We start from the raw sequence: 16,605 nt of genomic DNA on the forward strand, positions 1-16,605 counted from the left end.
CGCCGTCATCGACGACTGCGAGGCGGCCGGGCTCCTGGAGCGCCGGCGCGACCCCGCCGACCGACGTCGGTACGCCATCCACCTGACCGACAAAGGTCGTTCCCTGCGGGCTCGTGCCCAGCAGACCGCGGCCGCCCTGCGCGAGGAGATGTTCGCCGAGCTCGACGAAGCCGAGCGGAGGACACTCCATGACCTGCTCCTGCGGCTCGCCAGCGCCGGCCCTCTCTCGGATCTCGGCGCCCACGCGGCCGTCGGCCAGCCGGGGTAGGGGCCACCGCTGCGCCCACGGGGGCGGGGACCTCTGGTTCAACATCCGATCGAGATTGGGCACCGCGGCCCGGCGTCGGCCACCCGCTTTCGACCGAATGTGCAACGGGACAAAGGTCCCGAGGCGCGCCGACTAGGCCTCGACGAGCTCCAGGATCGAGTCCGGGATGTCGAAGTTGGAGTAGACGTTCTGGACGTCGTCGTCCTCCTCGAGCCCATCGATCACCCGCAGCACCCGCCGGGCGTCGGACTCGCTGGCCAGGGGGATCGACGTGGTGGCGAGCATGGTGAGATCGGCGGAGTCGTAGGCGAAGCCGGCCGCCTCCAGGGCGGCCCGCAAGCGCCCGAGGTCCGTCGGGGGACAGGTGATCTGCCAGGTGTCGCCCTCGTCGGAGAGGTCCTCCGCCCCCGCCTCGAGGGCCACGAGCATGAGGTCGTCCTCGGCGACCGAGTTCGGCATGATCACGACGCCCTTGCGCTCGAACTGCCATGACACCGCACCGGGCTCGGCCATCGAGCCGCCGTTGCGGGTGAAGGTGCTGCGGACGTCGGCGCCGGTGCGGTTGCGATTGTCGGTCAGGCACTCGACGATCACGGCGACGCCGCCCGGCGCGTAGCCCTCGTAGGTGACGGACTCGTAGCGCACGCCTTCGAGCTCACCGGTCCCCCGCTTGATCGCCCGCTCGATGGTGTCGGTCGGTATCGATGCGTCCCGCGCCTTGCTGTACATGGTCCGCAGCGTGGCGTTGGAGTTGACGTCTCCCCCGCCCTCCCGCGCCGCCACCTCGACCTGACGCAGGACCTTGGCGAACAGCTTCCCGCGCGCCTTGTCCTGGGCGCCCTTCCGGTGCTTGATCGTGGCCCACTTCGAATGACCGGACATGGCAACCTCCTACTCGGTCGGGCCGCCGGCCCGGGAGCCGACGCTCGACAAGAAGAGCTCGTGCAGGCGCCAGTCGCCCGCCAGCTCGGGATGGAACGCCGCGACCAGCACGCTCCCGTCACGGCACACCACCGGCTGGGTAGCTGGGCCGGCCTCCCGAGCCGGTTCTGTTCTCGGGCCGGCCTCCCGGGCCGGCCTCGCCACGGTGGCCAGCACCTCGACACCGGGCCCGGCCCGCTCGACGACCGGAGCCCGGATGAAGATCGCCCGCATCGGCCCGCCCGTCACTTCGCTCACGTCGAGGTCGCTCTCGAACGACTCGACCTGGCGGCCGAAGGCATTCCTGCGCACCGACAGGTCGATGGCCCCGAAGCAGCGCTGGTCGCCCCGCCCGTCCAGCACCTCCGTCGCCAGCAGGATCATCCCGGCACAGGTGCCGAAGGCTGGCATGCCATCCGCCAACCGGTCGCCGATGGGGGCGAAGAGGCCCGATGATTCCAGGAGCATCGACATCGTGGTCGACTCCCCGCCGGGAAGGATGAGCGCGTCGACACCCGCCAGCTCCTGGGGAGACCGGACCTCGATCGGGTCGGCTCCGAGATCAGCCAGGACCCTGGCGTGCTCCCGGACGTCGCCCTGCAGCGCGAGGATCCCGACCTTCACCTGGCGGCACCTTGTGAGTCACCAGCCTCGCTCGGACAGCCGCACCTCGAGGCCGTCGATCTCGCTGCCGGGCATGGGCTCGCCCAGATTGCGGCTGACCTTGGCCAGGATGTCGGGCCGGCGGAAGTGGGTGGTCGCCTCGACGATCGCCCGGGCCCGCCGGGCGGGATCGGCACTCTTGAAGATGCCCGACCCCACGAAGACGGCCTCGGCACCGAGCTGCATGACCAACGCGGCATCGGCCGGAGTCGCTAGCCCCCCCGCACAGAAGAGCGGCACGGGCAGCCGTCCCGACTCCGCGATCTCCTGCACCAGAGTGACGGGGGCCTGGAGCTGCTTGGCCCATCCGTACAGCTCGGCCGGGTCGGCCTGCGTGATGCGGCGGATGTCACCGAGGATCGACCGCAGATGGCGAACGGCCTCGACGACGTTGCCCGTGCCCGCCTCGCCCTTCGAGCGGATGAGCGCGGCCCCCTCCGAGATGCGGCGCAGGGCCTCCCCGAGATTCGTGGCGCCACAGACGAACGGCACCGAGAAGGCCCACTTGTCGACGTGGTGTGCCTCGTCGGCCGGCGTCAACACCTCGCTCTCGTCCACATAGTCGACGCCGAGCGCCTCGAGGATCTGCGCCTCGACGAAGTGGCCGATGCGTGCCTTCGCCATCACCGGGATGGTGACCGCGCCCTGGATGGCCTCGACGAGGGCCGGATCGCTCATCCGGGCGACCCCTCCGTCACGACGGATGTCGGCCGGCACCCGCTCGAGCGCCATGACCGACACGGCGCCGGCGCTCTCGGCCACCTTCGCCTGCTCGGCGTCGACGACGTCCATGATCACGCCGCCCCGCAGCATCTCCGCCAGGCCGCGCTTCACCCGGCTGGTCGCCGTCACCCGCACGTCCTCGGCGGCCTGTCCTGTCGATCGCCCGCTCGCTGGCATCGTTTCACCCACGAAACCAAGTCTACTGGGCGTCGCGCCCGGTCAGAGCTCCCGTAGCGCCTGGAGACGCTCGTCGAGCGAGCTCCCCTGACCGAGGATCCAGAGGTGTTCGGTGGCCCTGGCCCGTGCCCTTCGGGAGTGACCCGCTGCGTCGCGGCCGACGTCGATCCTCTCCAGCGCGGAGATCAGCCCCGGCGGATAGCGGGTCAGGGCGACGGCGGCGAGGTCGGCGAGCGGTTCGCGCTGGCTCCCCGCGCCCCAGAACGGCAGGCGAGCGGCGGGGGGAAACAGGACAGCCGCCACGCCCAGGGACGTGACGGCCACCGTGCCGGGAAGGATGTCGTGGACCTTGACGTGGCTGAGCTCGTGGGCCAAAACGCCCTCCAGCTCGATTCGCTCCAGCGACGAGACGAGACCGGTCGTGACCACGATGGTCGCTCGGCGCGGGCGGAGCCCGATCGTCATTGCGTTGGGGACATCGTCGTCGACGATACGAAGCGTCGGCTTCGGTATCCCGGACGCCGCGCACAACCCGTCGATGAGATTGCGCACCCTCGGCTCCTGGTCGATCCCGACCACGCGGGCGCCCGTCAAGCGGATGGTTGCCGCCGCTCCTCCCCACCAGGCAGCCAACCCGACGACCGCGCCGGCGACGGCGCCCACGACGAGACCGACGATCACGGACACGAGCGCGCCCGCGATCACCACTCCGAGCACGAAGACGACGATCGCCGGCAAGGCGGCCAGCAGCACGGCCCGCCTGTGGTTGGCGCCGATCTCAGCCCGGCCCGTCGCCTCGGGCCCGCTCGGTGGTGTGCTCGACAGCGTCGCGCCCGGCCCTTTCATCGAACCAGCATGGCCCAGCAGCCTACGAACGGCCTCGGGCGTCAGGACGGGGCGGTTGGCGGCTGATCTCGTGGTAGATCTGCACGTAGCGCTCGGCGAGCCGGTCCATGGCGAAATCGCCGGCCCGCGCCTCGCCGGCGACGGCCAACCGTTCCCCGAGCCCTCGATCCTCCAGCGCCCGTCGCAGGGCACGGGCGAGCGCATCGACGTCCCCCGGCGGCACCAGCAGGGCATCGCGACCGTCACCCGTGACCTTGCGGTAGGCGGGAAGGTCACTGGCCACGATGGCCGTGTGCGCCGCCATCGCCTCGAGCAGCACGACTCCGAACGACTCCCCGTGCAGCGAGGGTGCGCAGAAGACCTCGGCACCTCGCAGCCGGGAGGCCACCTCCGAGTCGTTGATCCGCCCCAGCCACTCGATCCGCGTGTTGTCGATCGTCTGCTGTCGCAGCTGGGCGGTCTGTGGCCCCTCACCCACCATCCACAGCCGGGTGTCGGGCGGCAGCCGGCCGAAGGCCGCGAGCAGGGTCTCGACGCCCTTCCGCGGCTCGTGGCGGCCGATGAACACGATCGTGGGACCGACCGTCGGCCACGCCGTGGCCTTGGCGAAGCGCTCGGTCTCGATCCCATTGAACACGGGTTCGTAGATGCCGCCGAGCGCAGTCCCCGCCGTCGCCTGGGCGTCCGTCGACACGGCGCAGCGCCAGGCCAGATAGCCGACGGCCGTCCGAACGAGCGGACGGAGCAGCGAGTACGCCAGGCTGGCGCCGGAGCGGTGGAACGTGCCGACCATGGGCCGGTCCGTGTACAGCAGGGTCGTCAGGGACGGGCCCGGAGCCAGCGGCTCGTGCAGGTGCACCACGTCGAAGTCCTCGTCACGCAGCGTCCGGATCGTACGCAGCGCGCAGGGCAGGTCGGGCGCCAGCGGAGCCACCGACCCGTTGCCGGCCAGGGGGATGGACCGCCCGAGCGGCGCCACCCCGCCGTCGGGTGGCGGCCCGTCGCACGGCGCCAGCACCCGCACCTGGTGGCCTTGGGATCGCAGGGCCCGGGCCAGGCCCAGCACCTGACCCTGCACGCCACCGGGAATCGTCAAGCTGTACGGACACACCTGCGCGACGCGCACGGATCAACGGTAGCCCGGGCCAACAGGGCCGTTGTCGCCGACGCGCGGCCGCCCGCTGGAACCCCCGATGAACAGGGGGTTTCGGCTCGGTGAACCACGCGGCTCGAGGCGCCCGATGTCGAGATACCCACGACAAATCCACAAGTTGTGCTCTGGATGCACACAGGGTGCTCCGCCTACCGTCACTCTTCATCCGTGCGAGGGAGGGGCGCCCCATGACCGTGCTTGGCCCAGTATCCGGCGAGACAACGAGGCTTCAGCAGTCGACTCTGGTCGAACCGGCGGTCGATATCGACGCGCTCGACAGCCAGGTGATTCGCCTGTTCAGCCTGGTGGCTGAGGGTATCGCCGGGGCGACGACCGCTTTCCTGGCTAGCGCCCGCCAAGCCGCCGCCCTCCTCGTAGCCGAGGAGGAGGAGGTGGACGCCGTGTTCCACTCCGTGGAGGACCTGATCCGAGCCGAGGTCGTGTCCGGAACTCCGTCCTCGGAGCCACGACTGGCGCGCCTGTTGGTGATCCTGCAGATCGTGCCCGAGCTCGAGCGCAGCGGGGATCTCGTCGACCACATCCGTTGGCGGGCCCGACAGGGCCTGGCCCGCTCCCTGACGCCGACGAGCCGTGAGCTCGTGGAGCGCATGGGCCAGCGGGCGGCAGTGATGTGGAGGGCCGCCTGCTCGGCCTACCTCCAGCGCGACCGGACGATGGCCGAACGCCTGCGCCGCTGGGACGATGAGCTCGACGACCTCCACGTGACGCTGACCGTCGAGCTGGCCACGACGGACCTTCCCGTGGCTACGGCCATCGAGATGGGGCTCGTCGCCCGCTTCCTGGAGCGCCTCGGGGATCACGCCGTGAATGTCGCCCGGCGGCTCGAGACATTACCGAGCGACACATGACGAGCTCTCCCGGCTATTCCGAGAGCATCGAGCTCATCGAACGGGCCCGTTCACACGCCATCTGGGCCCGACGCCACCTGCTGTCCTACGACCCCTGCAGCGGTCCTGAGGACGAGCTCGTCCGGGCTCACCGTCTCCTCATGGCCGCCAGTCAGGCGCTCGGAACCGCAGCAATGGACTCGACCCTGCCCACGAACGTCACCAAGACACTGGTCGACTCGTGGGCAGGGCTCGACGCGTTCCTGCTCGCCGCCGGGGAGCTCGACGAGGAGTCGGGCCGCGCCGACGCCCACCAGTTCCTACGGCGCGCCGCCACCTATCTCATTGAGGCTCTCATAGAGGCGCTTCCGGGCCAGGGGGTGCGGATCCGCGTCGGAGCGGGTTGAGCAAGGCGGCCGGGGCCGGTCAGACCTGGGCCAGGACCTCGTTCAGCGTGGACGTGCTCGTGCTCCAGACCTGCCGGGCGACCTCGATGGTCGGTCCCGCCATCGGCTCTACCGGGCTCGACTTCACGAACGACTCGGCGGTGTCCAACGTGGCCAGGACGATGGTGTCGACAGCCTGCACCGCACCGCTCACCGCGATGCGGAAGACATCGATGCCCTCGGTAGCCAGGGCGGCAGTCGACAGCACGATCTGATCGGTGAGCTTGACCTCGTCGTTGGCCTGGCCGTTGGCGCCGTCTGCCGCGGGCATCAGGGAGCGTCGGGCTGCGCTACGCGCGGCCTGCGTGGACTCCTGAACGGGTGCGTCCATGGTTCCCTTCTCCTCTCCGTGACCCGCCTCGTGTAGGCGACCACTCGTCACCCTAGAAGTCTCGGGTGGCGAGCTGGTTACCTCCAGGTGAGCAACGAACGAAGCTGCCATTGCATGTGCGCGGCCTGCGCCGGCGGGACGAGCGGTTACGGTCGCCTTGATGACTCACGACACCACTTCCGACTCCACTGTGGGCGCGGGCGACCGGGTGTGGCTGATCACCGGGGCCAGCTCCGGTTTCGGGCAGGCGATCGCCGAAACGGCGCTCGCCGCCGGCGACACGGTCGTGGCCACTGCCCGGCGGACGGCGGCCGTCGAGGCTCTTGTTGCGGCCCACCCCGATCGCGCCCACGGCCTTGCCCTGGACGTCACCGACGCCGACCGCATCGGCGAGGTCGTCTCCGAGGTCCTGCACCGCGTCGGTCGCATCGACGTACTGGTGAACAACGCCGGTCACACCCAGGTCGGCGCGGTCGAAGAGACGACCGATCGGGAGCTGCGCGATCTCATGGAGGTGCACTTCTTCGGCCCTGCGGCGATGACGCGTGCGGTACTCCCCCAGATGCGCCGCCAGGGCTCCGGCGCCATCGTGCAGATGAGCAGCACCGGCGGCCAGCTCTCGTTCGCCGGGTTCTCCGCTTATTCGGCCACCAAATGCGCCCTCGAGGGATATTCGGAGGCGTTGGCCTCGGAGGTCAACCCGCTGGGGATCAAGGTGCTGATCGTCGAGCCCGGCGCGTTCCGCACCAACCTATTTGGCAGCTCGAGGCACGAGTCAGCGGCGATGTCGGTGTACGAGGACAGCGTCGGTCCCACCCGGGCCATGATCAGCGACACGGCCGGCAGACAGCCGGGCGACCCGGTTCGAGCCGCGGCCGCCATCGTCGCTGCACTGGAGTCCGAAGCCCCACCCTTACGCCTGGCGCTGGGCAGCGATGCCGTGGACGCCATCGGCACTCACCTCGACCTGGTCCGAAGAGACCTCGAGACCTGGGAGAGCGTCAGCCGCCAGACCGACTTCGAGGACTGAGGCCGACGCCGGCGAGGGCGCCTCAGAGCCACCCGACGCGAGCACTCGCAAGCTCCCCGGCCAGCGGCCGGGCTGCCTCGCCGGCCCTGACCCGCTCGAGCAGCCTGCGGACCGACTCCATGATCTCGGGCACCATGTCCCGCAGGCTGGTGCTGTCGCCAGGATCGATCTCCGTCGGGCTCACCCCTGCCTCGGCGAGAAGCTGATCGAGGTCGCCGAGATGGCCGGCGACCCAGCCGAGAGGGTCGACCGTCAGCTCTTCGACGAACCGACGGTGGCCGGGCTCCCAGCCGGTGAACCGCGGGTGGTGATGGGTCCGGTCGTGGCTGCCGGGCGTGCCGGCGACCGACTCGAGCAGGTCGCCCCGCCAGATCGGCCGTCCCACGGCGATGGGCTGAGCCGAGTAGATCGAGCCCCGCAGGTCGCCGCGATCGAGCATCCGCACCTCCAGCCGGACGCCACGCTCGGCGCCCTCCTGGCCCGGACCCGGATTGGGATCCACGAAGTACAGGTCGCTGACCACGACGCCGATCGACTCGAACCCGAAGACGTACAACACAGGCCGCTCCTCTCGGCGGCCCAGCGTACTGGCGGCAACACCTGAGGCGCCGTGGTGGAAGCGTGCGCTTGGCGACGGCATTGCCGAGCATCTCCTTAGCGGTGTACTCGAGCTGCACCGCCCTGCCCCCGCAGCGCCGGACGGTGCATCCCCCTCCCGGCAGGCGCCCGATGGTGAGCAGAGCCGGGGTGCTGCCGCCGGGGCCGAACACCACCGCGGCAATACGCTTATCGTGGGCGTTGGCGGCCCGGCGCGCTCACGCGCCCTCAAGGACATCACCAGCTCAACTGAGTCACTACGGAGAAGATGAGGATGCGGAAATGCCGCTCCGGAAGATCCACCACCCGGTCGGCGCCGACACGGCCGAAGAGAAGATGGAGTTCGCCGATATGAACCTCACTGACCACGCTGGAGCCCGGCTCACACACGGCAAGCCCAAGGTCAACGGCGTGGAGATCCACTACGCGATCGGCGGCGCCGGCGAGCCGGTGTTATTGCTGCACGGCGTGCCGAAGACCATGTCGTACTGGCGCCACGTCGTGCCGCTGCTGACCCCGCACTACAGCGTCATCGCGCTCGACAACCGAGGCTGCGGCGGCTCCCAGCGCCCCCTGACCGGCTACGACACCGCCACGATGGCCGGTGACGTCGCCGAGCTGGCAACCCACCTGGGCTTCGACCAGTTCCGCGTCGCCGGCGAGGACTGGGGCGCGGCCATCGCCTACGCCGTCGCCGCCTTCCACCGGTCCCGGGTGCAGCAACTGGTGTTCCAGGAAACGCTCCTGCCAGGATTGCCAGCTGGCCCAGGATTGCCAGGCGGCGAACACGACCCCTCGCTCGCCGCCGACGACGTCCGCACCGGCTGGCACTTCAGCTTCTTCAGCCTGCCGAACGTGCCCGAGCTGCTGCTGGCCGGGCGGGAACGGCCGTTTTGGACATGGTACGCCCGACGCCAGATGTGGGACCCCAGCGCGCTGGGCGACGAGGACATCGACGAAATAGTGCACTCGGCCGAGCAGCCGGGCGGCACCAGGGCCATCTTGGAGATGTACCGCGCCCGGCAGACCGACGCCGAACAGAACCGGCCCCATTACGCCGACCCGATCAGCTGCCCGGTCCTGGCCGTCGGCGCGCAGGCCTATCTCGGAGACGACGTATCCAAACAGCTCGCGCAAGTGGCCCGCGATGTCCGCGGCGCCGTCATCCCCGCGTCCGGTCACAACATCGCGCTGGAGAACCCTGCCGCCCTGGCCCAGGCCTACCTCGACTTCTTCGCAGGCGGCTAAGTCGCGGGTTCAGCCATGTGACCCAGCGGCATACAGCTCATCCATTAGGCGCGACACCGCCGTCCGCGAAGCCCATCGGCGACTCCTATTGGTGCTGTCGTTTCCCCAACGACGCCCTCTCAATCACTTCCACGGGCGCTGAGGACCGTTAGATATCACTGCTATGCGGGTAGAACAGATGTGTACCCGATTGCCTTGGAAGCCCTCGTGCCTTCGCAATCGACTCATCGCTCCCGTTCCTCTTCGAAAAAGGAAGGTATTCGATGCCGCAACAAGGATGGGATCAGAAGCGCGAACGGCAGTACCAGCATGTGAAGGAAGGACTGCAGACACGGGGCCGGCCCGCGGGCGTCGCCGAGGAGATCGCAGCTCGTACGGTCAACAAGGAGCGCGCCCGCGCAGGCGAGTCGCGCCGTGCCAGCAGGACCTCCACCCAGGACATCTCTTCCGGACGTCGGGGTGGCATGCGATCCCGTAGTGGTGCCGGCGGTCGAACGTTCGACCAGCTCTACAACGAGGCCCGGCAGCGAGGTGTCAGCGGTCGCTCGAAGATGACCAAGGCGGAGTTGGCTCGGGCCGTCGGAGAGCGCTAGCTCGGGGTCGCGTGCATCGCGCAGCTGTTTTGGATCAGGTGTCCGTGAGGATAGGAGACGCCACCCTGCGCACGCGGTCGGCATCGCCCACTACGTCGATCTCCGCGATCTTGCCTTCCACCACGATGAAGGCCATGACGGCGTAGGGCTGTCCGCCCCGGGTAATGACGACGCCGGCGGCTCCGTTTACGAGCGCGGGGTGCAGCTCTGCGTCGGGTCTCGCACCCAGGCGGGCTTGTCTGGCAACGGCTGGCGCCCCCTGGACCACCCTCGACCCCGCCGGACGGCTCGGCCCGAAGTCGGCTCGCAGCACTACGTCGGGGTGGAGGAGGGCGACGAGGGCGTTGAGGTCGCCACCACGTGCCGCGGCAAAGAAGGTATTGACCACCTCCCGTTGGCGGGCAGGGTCGGAGTCGGCGGCGCGGAGATCGGCGCCTTTCACCCTGCGCCGTGCGCGACTGGCGAGCTGCCGTGCCGCTTGCGGCGTGCGGCCGACCATGGGGGCGATCTCCTCGAATGGCAGCTCGAACATGTCATGGAGGACGAACGCGAGTCGCTCGGCGGGGGCCAGGGTGTCGAGCACGACTTGGAGGGCCAAACCAACGGAGTCGGCCATCACCACCTCCTGCTCGGGCTGGAGATCTCCATCGCGACTGATGACCGGGTCCGGAAGGTGCACCTCCAAGGGCTCCTCGCGCCTGACCTGGCGCGAGCGCAGCATGTTCAGGCAAACCCTGGCCACGATCGTGGTCAACCACCCGCCGAGGTTCTCGACCTCGTCCGCATTTGCGCGGCTCACTCGGATCCACGCGTCCTGGAGGGCGTCGTCGGCCTCGGAAAACGAACCCAGCATTCGATAGGCAACCGCCCGCAGGTGGGGCCGTTGCTCTTCGAAACGGCTCGCCAGCCACTCGGTCTCGTCCATCGTCACATCCTCGCGCTGTCGGGTCCCACCACACTGACCCGCCTCGAGTCACAGATGTGACAACGTTCGGATTGTGAATGGGGGTTCGGCCATTGGCCTCCTCAGCGGCTCGCAGCTTCAGGTGGCATTGCCAGCTAGAGCCGGCCGCTCCCTATTGCCGTTGTAGCTGTCACGTCGGCTACTTGGCAGGTGTCATGTATGTGACTGCTCAAGCCGTGAGAAGGAGATTCCCATGAAGGCCGTCCGCATCGAGAAGCCGAAGGGCTTCGAGGGAATCGAGGGCCTCGTCTACGAGGACGCCCCAGATCCCCAGCCTGCGATCGGCGATGCACTGGTGCAGGTGCGCGCCGCAAGCTTTACCCCCACCGAGCTGACATGGCCGCTCTTTACCGATCGAGCTGGACACGACCGTGCGCCACTGATCCCGGCCCACGAGGGGTCGGGCGTCGTGGTCGCGCTCGGCTATGGCACCGCCGGCGTGTCGGTGGGTGACGAGGTGTACGGCCTCATCGACGGATACCGCGACGGCTGGGCCGCCGAGTACGTGGCCATCGAGGCTCGCAGCTTGGCACCCAAGCCGACGACGATCGATTTCCTCGAAGCCGCTGCCATCCCGCAGGCCGGGCTCACATCGTGGCAGGCGCTGTTCGACCACGGCAACCTCGAGTCCGGACAGACCGTGGTGATCCACGGCGCCGGCGGTGGGGTCGGGGCGATGGCAGTGCAGCTGGCCCGCTCGGCCGGCGCGCACGTCATCGGAACCGGTCGCGCCAGTGCGCGCCAACGCGTGCTCGAGCTGGGCGCCGATGACTTCGTCGACGTCGAGCGGGCCGGCTGGGAGACCGCCGTCGGCCAGGTCGACCTGGTCTACGACGCCATTGGCGGCGATGTCCTCGCCCATTCACCCGCGATCGTCAGGCCCGGTGGTGCCCTGGTGTCCGTCATGGCTCCCCCGCAAACCGATCGGGACGACATCCACACGGTTCACTTCGTGCGGGATCCGAGCGGTGCCCAACTCAGTGGCATCTCTCGCCTCGTCGACGAGGGCACGCTGCGCCCCCACGTCAGCGCGGTCTACCCGCTGGCTGACGCGAGAGTTGCCTTCATGGCCAAGTCCACCGAGCACATTCCGGGCAAGATCGTTCTGACACCCTGACCGGGCGCCTCGCGGAAGCGACGGCGGTTACTTGTGGGTGACCAAGCCAACATCGGGTAGGGACTGCGAGTGGGCAGTAGCCGGGCCGGTGTGCTCTTCGATGTCGATGGGACCCTGGTGGACAGCAACTATCTGCACGCCCTCGCATGGTCGCGAGCCTTGCGCGACCTCGGGGAATGGGCGCCCATGAACGCCATTCATCGCCTCGTGGGGATGGGTGGGGACCAGCTCGTTCCTCGTCTATTGGGACACGATGTCGCCGGCATCAGCAGCGCTCGGGCTCGGCGCTACAAGGAGTTGCTCGGCGACGTCCGGATCTTTCCCGGAGCGCCCGACCTTCTTCGCAACCTTCACGATGCTGGCGTCGCCGTCGTGCTCGCCACGTCTTCACCGCCCGACGAGCTCGACGCGGCCGTGCAGCTCCTCGACGTCGGGGACGCCATCGACGCCATGACGACCAAGGAGGATGTGGAGAATTCGAAGCCGGCTCCCGATCTCTTTCACTGCGCGATGCGGGCGGGCAGGATCGATCCTGCCCGCGCCCTGGCCGTGGGAGACAGCGTGTGGGACCACCAAGCCGCCCGCGCGGCTGGGCTCGGCTGTGTTGGGGTGGAGACCGGCGGATTCAGTCAGCATGAGCTGGCGGAGGCCGGAGCGTTGCATGTCTATCGGGACGTCCAGGAAGTTGGTTGTCAACTCCGAGTCGGCCCGCTCGCCGCCCTCCTGCCTGGCTAGGCCGGAGCCGCAAGGACTCGGCTTGCCGTCGAGAGTGCGTTCCACGAGGCCGGGAAGCCGGCGTACACGGCGACCTGGCGGAGCACCTCTCTCACCTCGGTCTCGCTGGCGCCCACACGGACGGCGGCCCGCACGTACACCGACAGTTGCAGCTGGTCACCAGACGCCGCGAGCAACGCGACGGTACACAGGACGCGTGTCTTGGGATCTAGCCCGTCGCTCGCGTAGACCTGGCCATACACGAACTCGGAGACGTAGCGCTCGAGCTCCGGGTCGATTTCCCTCAGGTACCGGCGGGAGGTCTCGACGTTGTCATCTCCAAGGAACCGCGCGGCAACCTCGTCGGCGAGGGTCCGTCGCCGCTCACTGCTTCTCTGGAGTGACCATCTGCGATGGGTCGAAGGGCACCCGGATGCCAGTGGCCTCGAATTTGCCCACCGCCTTGTCGTCTGCCGTGACGTCGCACTCTGCCCACACCAGCTGGCGCCCGGAACGCACCACCCTGGCGTCACCCCGCAGCTTCTCTCCCGCCCTGACCGGCCGCAGGTACCGGCTGTTCAGCTGAACGGTCGTGACCGACTCCTTGGAGACAGCCTCGTCGTCAAGCATGGTCATTGACGCGGCCGCCATGGCTGCATCTGCCAGCACCGTCGCCACCCCACCCTGTAGCACGCCCATGGCGTTGGTGAGCTCCGGGCCGACCTGCATCTCGTAGACGGCCTTACCCCTGTCGAAATCCACCACCTGCATGCTCAGATGGCCCGAAATGGGTGACGATGTCTTGCCGGCGCGCATCCCATCGAGCACGCCGTCCACGATCTCATACGTCACTGTAGGCATCCCCTCTGTGAGATTCCCGTCGCCTGGGTGGTAGACGGAGAGTGTTCCATGCCAGGGTGCATCCGTCCCTCCGTGGGGCCTCAGTTGAGAAGCCGCAGCGCTCTATCTCTGTCAATCGCAGAAGTGGTCAGGCCCGTGACCGCCTGACCACTCTGCGATCGACTGGGAAACGGCGAACTCAAAGCCCGCTTAGCATCTACGCCGCTATAGGTTGTTATCCCCGCCCATCCGAGACGGGAAACATCATCAACCGGTTATGGCGAGCCTCGCCGTGTCTTGCCCTATTCGGAGACGGATCAGCGACCCGGCCGTGCGAGATCAGGGACGGTCCGGGACTCGGACAACGACGATCGCAAGGTCGTCCTGACGCTCACCTTCGAGAAAGCTCAGAACTGCGTCCTCGATGGTGGAGGCGATCCCATCAGCGTGCTGGCCGGCCGCGTTCGTTACCACTTGGTGGAGCCTCTCCTCTCCAAACACCTCCTTACCTGACCGACCCTCGAAGGCGCCATCAGTGACCAGCACGGCTGCATCCCCAGGCGAAAGCCGCACTTCGGTCTCGGCGAAGTCCGCATCAGCAAGAATGCCGAGGAGAGATCCTCGGCACGGAAGCTCCCGGAGGCCGTCATGAGGATTGACGATCAACGGGAGGGGGTGCCCGCCGCACGCCGCCATCCCCGATACTTCTCCCCTGGCGGTCTCCAGGCAGATGTAAGCGGCAGTCAGGAACCGCGGCCACTCGACGTCGTCCGGCGCCTGCTCGGCCAAGAGCACCTCATTGAGGGTCCGCAGGACTTGGGTCGCCGGCGGGTCCTCGGCGGCTGCACCCCGGACGGTGTAGCGCGCCAGCGCGGACATCGCCGCCGCCTGGGGGCCCCGACCCTCGACGTCGCCAATGACGATTGCCCACCGGCCAGGGGCCGTGGGGAACACGTCGTAGAAGTCTCCTCCTACTTCCCCGTCCCCGGTGGCCGCGTGGTAGCGAGTGGCCACTTCGAGGCCAGGAATGGCAGGGGCTCGGGGGGGAAGGAGGCTTGCCTGCAGAGCGTTGGCCATGGTCGCAGCGCGCTCTCTGGCTGCAGTCGCTTCACGCCTCGCCTCTGCCCGCTCGATCAGACGTCCGATGTGCTCGCCAGCGGTGGACATCGCGGCCATGAGCTCCCACTCTGGCAACCGGCGCTCTCTAGTGAAGAATTCGACAACACAAGCCAGTGTGCCGTGGGCCACGATGGGGAACGCAAAGGCGCTCCGCAGCCCATGATCGAGCGCCGCCGCGGCCCTCGGAAAGTCAGGATCCACCTCCACGTCCTGGATCCAGGCGGGCTCCCCGGTCGCCCACACCCGACCGGGCAGACCCTCACCACGAGCCAACCGAAGCGACGAGCCTCCGACCTCCTCGGCCAATGGGTGTGGCCGCTCCCGACGCCAGGAGTGAAGCGGGCAGAGATCGTCACCCTTTGGCACCCACGCTATCCCGTAGTCCCACTGCAGGGTCTCACCGATTGCTTGGAGGACCACTCGTGCAGCCTCCTCGAGGCCGTGAGCGTCTTTGATCAGCCCGAGGTGACCGGTAATGTCCCTCGCCAGCTCGATGTAGCGGGTAAGGGTGCGTTGGTGTTCGAGAGCTACTCGATCAGTGAGATCCCGAAGTGAGCCGACGAACATCTCCCGATCGCTATCTGGCCGATGAGCGCTCAAGCTCAGCTCGATCTCGACCTCCCTACCGGTCCGACTGCTCGCTACCACCCGGATCGGCCGCCCATCAATAACACGAGGTTCGTGCGTCAAGAGGTAGCGAGCCATACCGGCCAGGTGGGCTTCTCGATCTCGCTCTGGGATGATGACCGTGAGGGGCTTGCCAACAAGTTCCCCGCGACCCCACCCGAGCAATCTCTCGGTGGCGAGGTTCGCGTAAAGGATGCGGCTACCCTCATCGGCCACGACAACGGCATGGGGTAGTCCCTCGAGAACTTCCTGGATTCGCAGTGCCGACAACTCGCTCGGGCCTTGGTTGGGAGCGGGATCCTCTGCGAGCTGAGCGTCATCCGACATCGAGACACCTCATCGGCCCACCTGATCTACCTGTCTGATTCGCCTCGATTGCCACTTGACGCCCTACATTCCCGTATTGGGTTCCTGCCGACAAAGGCCACGTTAGGGCCTCGCCGGCGGCGTGTCCGTCCAGCGAGGCAAGCCGCGCCGATGTGGTCTGAGAATTGGGATGAGTGAATGGCGCGGTGCCTTTACGGATGATTCTCAGCCCAAGTAGCCGAATGCCTGCCTGCCTTAAGGCACGTCGGCCAGCGCCGCTTCCACCGTGGGGTAGACGGGCAGCTCATCAGTGAGTTGCAGAATCTCGAGGATCCGCACAATCGGTGGGTTCACGCTGGCCAGCCGTAGCCAGCCTCCGCGCTCTTGTAGGCGGACGAGCCCGAACACCAGTACGCCAATACCGGTTGAGTCCATCAGCGGGACGTCGCCGAGGTCGACTACCACCCGACTGGTGCCCGCCGAGATCGACTCCACCATGCCCTCGCGTAACTGCCAGGCAGAGTTGAAGTCGATCTCGCCCGCCAAGTGCAGCACCGTGCACCCATCATGAGTTCGGGCTCTTATGCTTGTTCCATTCGGCCCGAGCCGCCGGCCCGATCCGTCGTCCATAGTCATCCTCGACTCAGTCCCTGTCGTCTGCCACTGATGCTCGGCCCCCCAGACTTGCCCGGGTTCGAGGCACGACCGTGATCTCGGCGCCACGACCAGCCCAGCGTCTATTTCCGGTAGGCGGTCGCCTCCGGGCCGTCACCCTCAAAGGCAACATCGACCTGCTGCTCGGAGATGCGCTCCTCCTTCTTCACCAGCGCGACCATGGCCTCCTTGTCCGCCTCGGTGAGCGGAGGCTGGACCAGACCGCGGGGCCAGAGCCGGCGGTACTTCACGACGTTCACCTCGGCGGCGTAGAGGGTGATCTGGGCCGTAAGGTAGATGACGGAAAGGCGACGAACGGCGTCTTCTGCTGGGCGATGTCGGCCCCTCGTAACGTCTTCCGGATGGGGTTTGTCACTATCCGCCGCCTCCTTTTGCGGCAACTATCCCTAACGGGAGCTG

General features: G+C 68.0%; 21 protein-coding genes. 8 read left to right on the forward strand and 13 right to left on the reverse strand.

All coding sequences use genetic code 11. The features are described 5' to 3' along the window. On the forward strand, positions 1 to 268 hold a 268-nt coding region (locus VGF64_12600), incomplete at its 5' end, for a hypothetical protein (GenBank protein HEY1635592.1). 132 nt (positions 269 to 400) lie between these two features. Here VGF64_12600 and VGF64_12605 read toward each other — a convergent pair. The 5 genes from VGF64_12605 to VGF64_12625 are packed head-to-tail and all read right to left on the reverse strand — an operon-like array spanning position 401 to position 4,724. Next, on the reverse strand, positions 401 to 1,150 hold the full coding sequence (locus tag VGF64_12605; protein HEY1635593.1) for a YebC/PmpR family DNA-binding transcriptional regulator: 750 nt from the start codon (positions 1,148 to 1,150) through the stop codon (positions 401 to 403). Between the two features lie 9 nt (positions 1,151 to 1,159). Then, positions 1,160 to 1,813, reverse strand: coding sequence for a pyridoxal 5'-phosphate synthase glutaminase subunit PdxT (pdxT, locus tag VGF64_12610; protein ID HEY1635594.1), 654 nt, complete (start codon positions 1,811 to 1,813; stop codon positions 1,160 to 1,162). A gap of 18 nt (positions 1,814 to 1,831) precedes the next feature. Beyond that, complete coding sequence (gene pdxS, locus VGF64_12615) at positions 1,832 to 2,752, reverse strand: pyridoxal 5'-phosphate synthase lyase subunit PdxS (protein HEY1635595.1); 921 nt, start codon at positions 2,750 to 2,752, stop codon at positions 1,832 to 1,834. A gap of 42 nt (positions 2,753 to 2,794) precedes the next feature. Further along, positions 2,795 to 3,598 (reverse strand): M48 family metalloprotease, encoded by an 804-nt coding sequence (locus VGF64_12620; GenBank protein ID HEY1635596.1) that lies wholly within the window; start codon positions 3,596 to 3,598, stop codon positions 2,795 to 2,797. A 22-nt stretch (positions 3,599 to 3,620) separates the two neighbouring features. Then, complete coding sequence (locus tag VGF64_12625; protein HEY1635597.1) at positions 3,621 to 4,724, reverse strand: glycosyltransferase family 4 protein; 1,104 nt, start codon at positions 4,722 to 4,724, stop codon at positions 3,621 to 3,623. 215 nt (positions 4,725 to 4,939) lie between these two features. Here VGF64_12625 and VGF64_12630 point away from each other — a divergent pair, with 215 nt between their 5' ends. Together VGF64_12630 and VGF64_12635 are read left to right on the forward strand one after the other, a co-directional pair. Beyond that, the gene (locus tag VGF64_12630) at positions 4,940 to 5,620 is read left to right on the forward strand and encodes a PhoU domain-containing protein (GenBank protein ID HEY1635598.1); all 681 of its coding nucleotides are present in this window, start codon (positions 4,940 to 4,942) and stop codon (positions 5,618 to 5,620) included. Further along, complete coding sequence (locus VGF64_12635) at positions 5,617 to 6,006, forward strand: hypothetical protein (protein ID HEY1635599.1); 390 nt, start codon at positions 5,617 to 5,619, stop codon at positions 6,004 to 6,006. Before VGF64_12630 ends, VGF64_12635 begins: the two co-directional genes overlap by 4 nt. Before the next feature lie 19 nt (positions 6,007 to 6,025). Here VGF64_12635 and VGF64_12640 read toward each other — a convergent pair whose 3' ends face one another. Beyond that, positions 6,026 to 6,376, reverse strand: coding sequence for a hypothetical protein (locus tag VGF64_12640; protein HEY1635600.1), 351 nt, complete (start codon positions 6,374 to 6,376; stop codon positions 6,026 to 6,028). A gap of 160 nt (positions 6,377 to 6,536) precedes the next feature. Between VGF64_12640 and VGF64_12645 the strand changes: the two genes are divergently transcribed. Continuing rightward, positions 6,537 to 7,406: an oxidoreductase gene (locus tag VGF64_12645; GenBank protein ID HEY1635601.1), complete on the forward strand. Its 870-nt coding sequence runs from the start codon at positions 6,537 to 6,539 to the stop codon at positions 7,404 to 7,406. A 22-nt stretch (positions 7,407 to 7,428) separates the two neighbouring features. On the opposite strand, the gene VGF64_12650 is transcribed toward VGF64_12645, so the two are convergent. After that, positions 7,429 to 7,965 (reverse strand): hypothetical protein, encoded by a 537-nt coding sequence (locus VGF64_12650; protein HEY1635602.1) that lies wholly within the window; start codon positions 7,963 to 7,965, stop codon positions 7,429 to 7,431. A 320-nt stretch (positions 7,966 to 8,285) separates the two neighbouring features. On the opposite strand from VGF64_12650, the gene VGF64_12655 reads away from it, so the two are divergent. Together VGF64_12655 and VGF64_12660 are read left to right on the forward strand one after the other, a co-directional pair. Next, on the forward strand, positions 8,286 to 9,251 hold the full coding sequence (locus VGF64_12655; GenBank protein ID HEY1635603.1) for an alpha/beta hydrolase: 966 nt from the start codon (positions 8,286 to 8,288) through the stop codon (positions 9,249 to 9,251). 263 nt (positions 9,252 to 9,514) lie between these two features. Next, complete coding sequence (locus VGF64_12660) at positions 9,515 to 9,844, forward strand: hypothetical protein (protein ID HEY1635604.1); 330 nt, start codon at positions 9,515 to 9,517, stop codon at positions 9,842 to 9,844. Positions 9,845 to 9,878: 34 nt separating this feature from the next. Here the strand turns inward: VGF64_12660 and VGF64_12665 are convergent, their stop codons facing one another. Continuing rightward, positions 9,879 to 10,769, reverse strand: coding sequence for a sigma-70 family RNA polymerase sigma factor (locus tag VGF64_12665; GenBank protein HEY1635605.1), 891 nt, complete (start codon positions 10,767 to 10,769; stop codon positions 9,879 to 9,881). Between the two features lie 232 nt (positions 10,770 to 11,001). On the opposite strand from VGF64_12665, the gene VGF64_12670 reads away from it, so the two are divergent. Both VGF64_12670 and VGF64_12675 read left to right on the forward strand, forming a co-directional pair. Continuing rightward, positions 11,002 to 11,925, forward strand: a complete 924-nt coding sequence (locus tag VGF64_12670; GenBank protein ID HEY1635606.1) for an NADP-dependent oxidoreductase — start codon at positions 11,002 to 11,004, stop codon at positions 11,923 to 11,925. A 69-nt stretch (positions 11,926 to 11,994) separates the two neighbouring features. Beyond that, a complete protein-coding gene (locus VGF64_12675; GenBank protein HEY1635607.1) occupies positions 11,995 to 12,660 on the forward strand; it encodes an HAD family hydrolase in 666 nt (221 codons plus the stop codon). Here VGF64_12675 and VGF64_12680 read toward each other — a convergent pair. The 5 genes from VGF64_12680 to VGF64_12700 form a co-directional block, all read right to left on the reverse strand. After that, positions 12,657 to 13,079: a carboxymuconolactone decarboxylase family protein gene (locus VGF64_12680; protein HEY1635608.1), complete on the reverse strand. Its 423-nt coding sequence runs from the start codon at positions 13,077 to 13,079 to the stop codon at positions 12,657 to 12,659. The genes VGF64_12675 and VGF64_12680 overlap by 4 nt on opposite strands. Further along, complete coding sequence (locus VGF64_12685; GenBank protein ID HEY1635609.1) at positions 13,024 to 13,491, reverse strand: PaaI family thioesterase; 468 nt, start codon at positions 13,489 to 13,491, stop codon at positions 13,024 to 13,026. Before VGF64_12685 ends, VGF64_12680 begins: the two co-directional genes overlap by 56 nt. Positions 13,492 to 13,818: 327 nt before the next feature. Next, the gene (locus VGF64_12690; GenBank protein ID HEY1635610.1) at positions 13,819 to 15,552 is read right to left on the reverse strand and encodes a SpoIIE family protein phosphatase; all 1,734 of its coding nucleotides are present in this window, start codon (positions 15,550 to 15,552) and stop codon (positions 13,819 to 13,821) included. Between the two features lie 234 nt (positions 15,553 to 15,786). Next, positions 15,787 to 16,167: an STAS domain-containing protein gene (locus VGF64_12695; protein ID HEY1635611.1), complete on the reverse strand. Its 381-nt coding sequence runs from the start codon at positions 16,165 to 16,167 to the stop codon at positions 15,787 to 15,789. A gap of 101 nt (positions 16,168 to 16,268) precedes the next feature. Further along, positions 16,269 to 16,445, reverse strand: coding sequence for a hypothetical protein (locus VGF64_12700; GenBank protein ID HEY1635612.1), 177 nt, complete (start codon positions 16,443 to 16,445; stop codon positions 16,269 to 16,271). Positions 16,446 to 16,605: the final 160 nt, after the last annotated feature.

It is taken from the genome of Acidimicrobiales bacterium, from assembly GCA_036491125.1.
Taxonomy (GTDB): Bacteria; Actinomycetota; Acidimicrobiia; order Acidimicrobiales; family AC-9; genus AC-9.

Coding starts and splice junctions, on each gene's coding strand:
- pdxS (HEY1635595.1), bottom strand. CDS start 2,752: ATGCCAGCGAGCGGGCGATCGACAGGACAGGCCGCCGAGGACGTGCGG.
- VGF64_12645 (HEY1635601.1), top strand. CDS start 6,537: ATGACTCACGACACCACTTCCGACTCCACTGTGGGCGCGGGCGACCGG.
- VGF64_12620 (HEY1635596.1), bottom strand. CDS start 3,598: ATGAAAGGGCCGGGCGCGACGCTGTCGAGCACACCACCGAGCGGGCCC.
- VGF64_12695 (HEY1635611.1), bottom strand. CDS start 16,167: ATGACTATGGACGACGGATCGGGCCGGCGGCTCGGGCCGAATGGAACA.
- VGF64_12640 (HEY1635600.1), bottom strand. CDS start 6,376: ATGGACGCACCCGTTCAGGAGTCCACGCAGGCCGCGCGTAGCGCAGCC.
- VGF64_12690 (HEY1635610.1), bottom strand. CDS start 15,552: ATGTCGGATGACGCTCAGCTCGCAGAGGATCCCGCTCCCAACCAAGGC.
- VGF64_12655 (HEY1635603.1), top strand. CDS start 8,286: ATGCCGCTCCGGAAGATCCACCACCCGGTCGGCGCCGACACGGCCGAA.
- VGF64_12635 (HEY1635599.1), top strand. CDS start 5,617: ATGACGAGCTCTCCCGGCTATTCCGAGAGCATCGAGCTCATCGAACGG.
- VGF64_12605 (HEY1635593.1), bottom strand. CDS start 1,150: ATGTCCGGTCATTCGAAGTGGGCCACGATCAAGCACCGGAAGGGCGCC.
- VGF64_12670 (HEY1635606.1), top strand. CDS start 11,002: ATGAAGGCCGTCCGCATCGAGAAGCCGAAGGGCTTCGAGGGAATCGAG.
- VGF64_12665 (HEY1635605.1), bottom strand. CDS start 10,769: ATGGACGAGACCGAGTGGCTGGCGAGCCGTTTCGAAGAGCAACGGCCC.
- VGF64_12630 (HEY1635598.1), top strand. CDS start 4,940: ATGACCGTGCTTGGCCCAGTATCCGGCGAGACAACGAGGCTTCAGCAG.
- VGF64_12660 (HEY1635604.1), top strand. CDS start 9,515: ATGCCGCAACAAGGATGGGATCAGAAGCGCGAACGGCAGTACCAGCAT.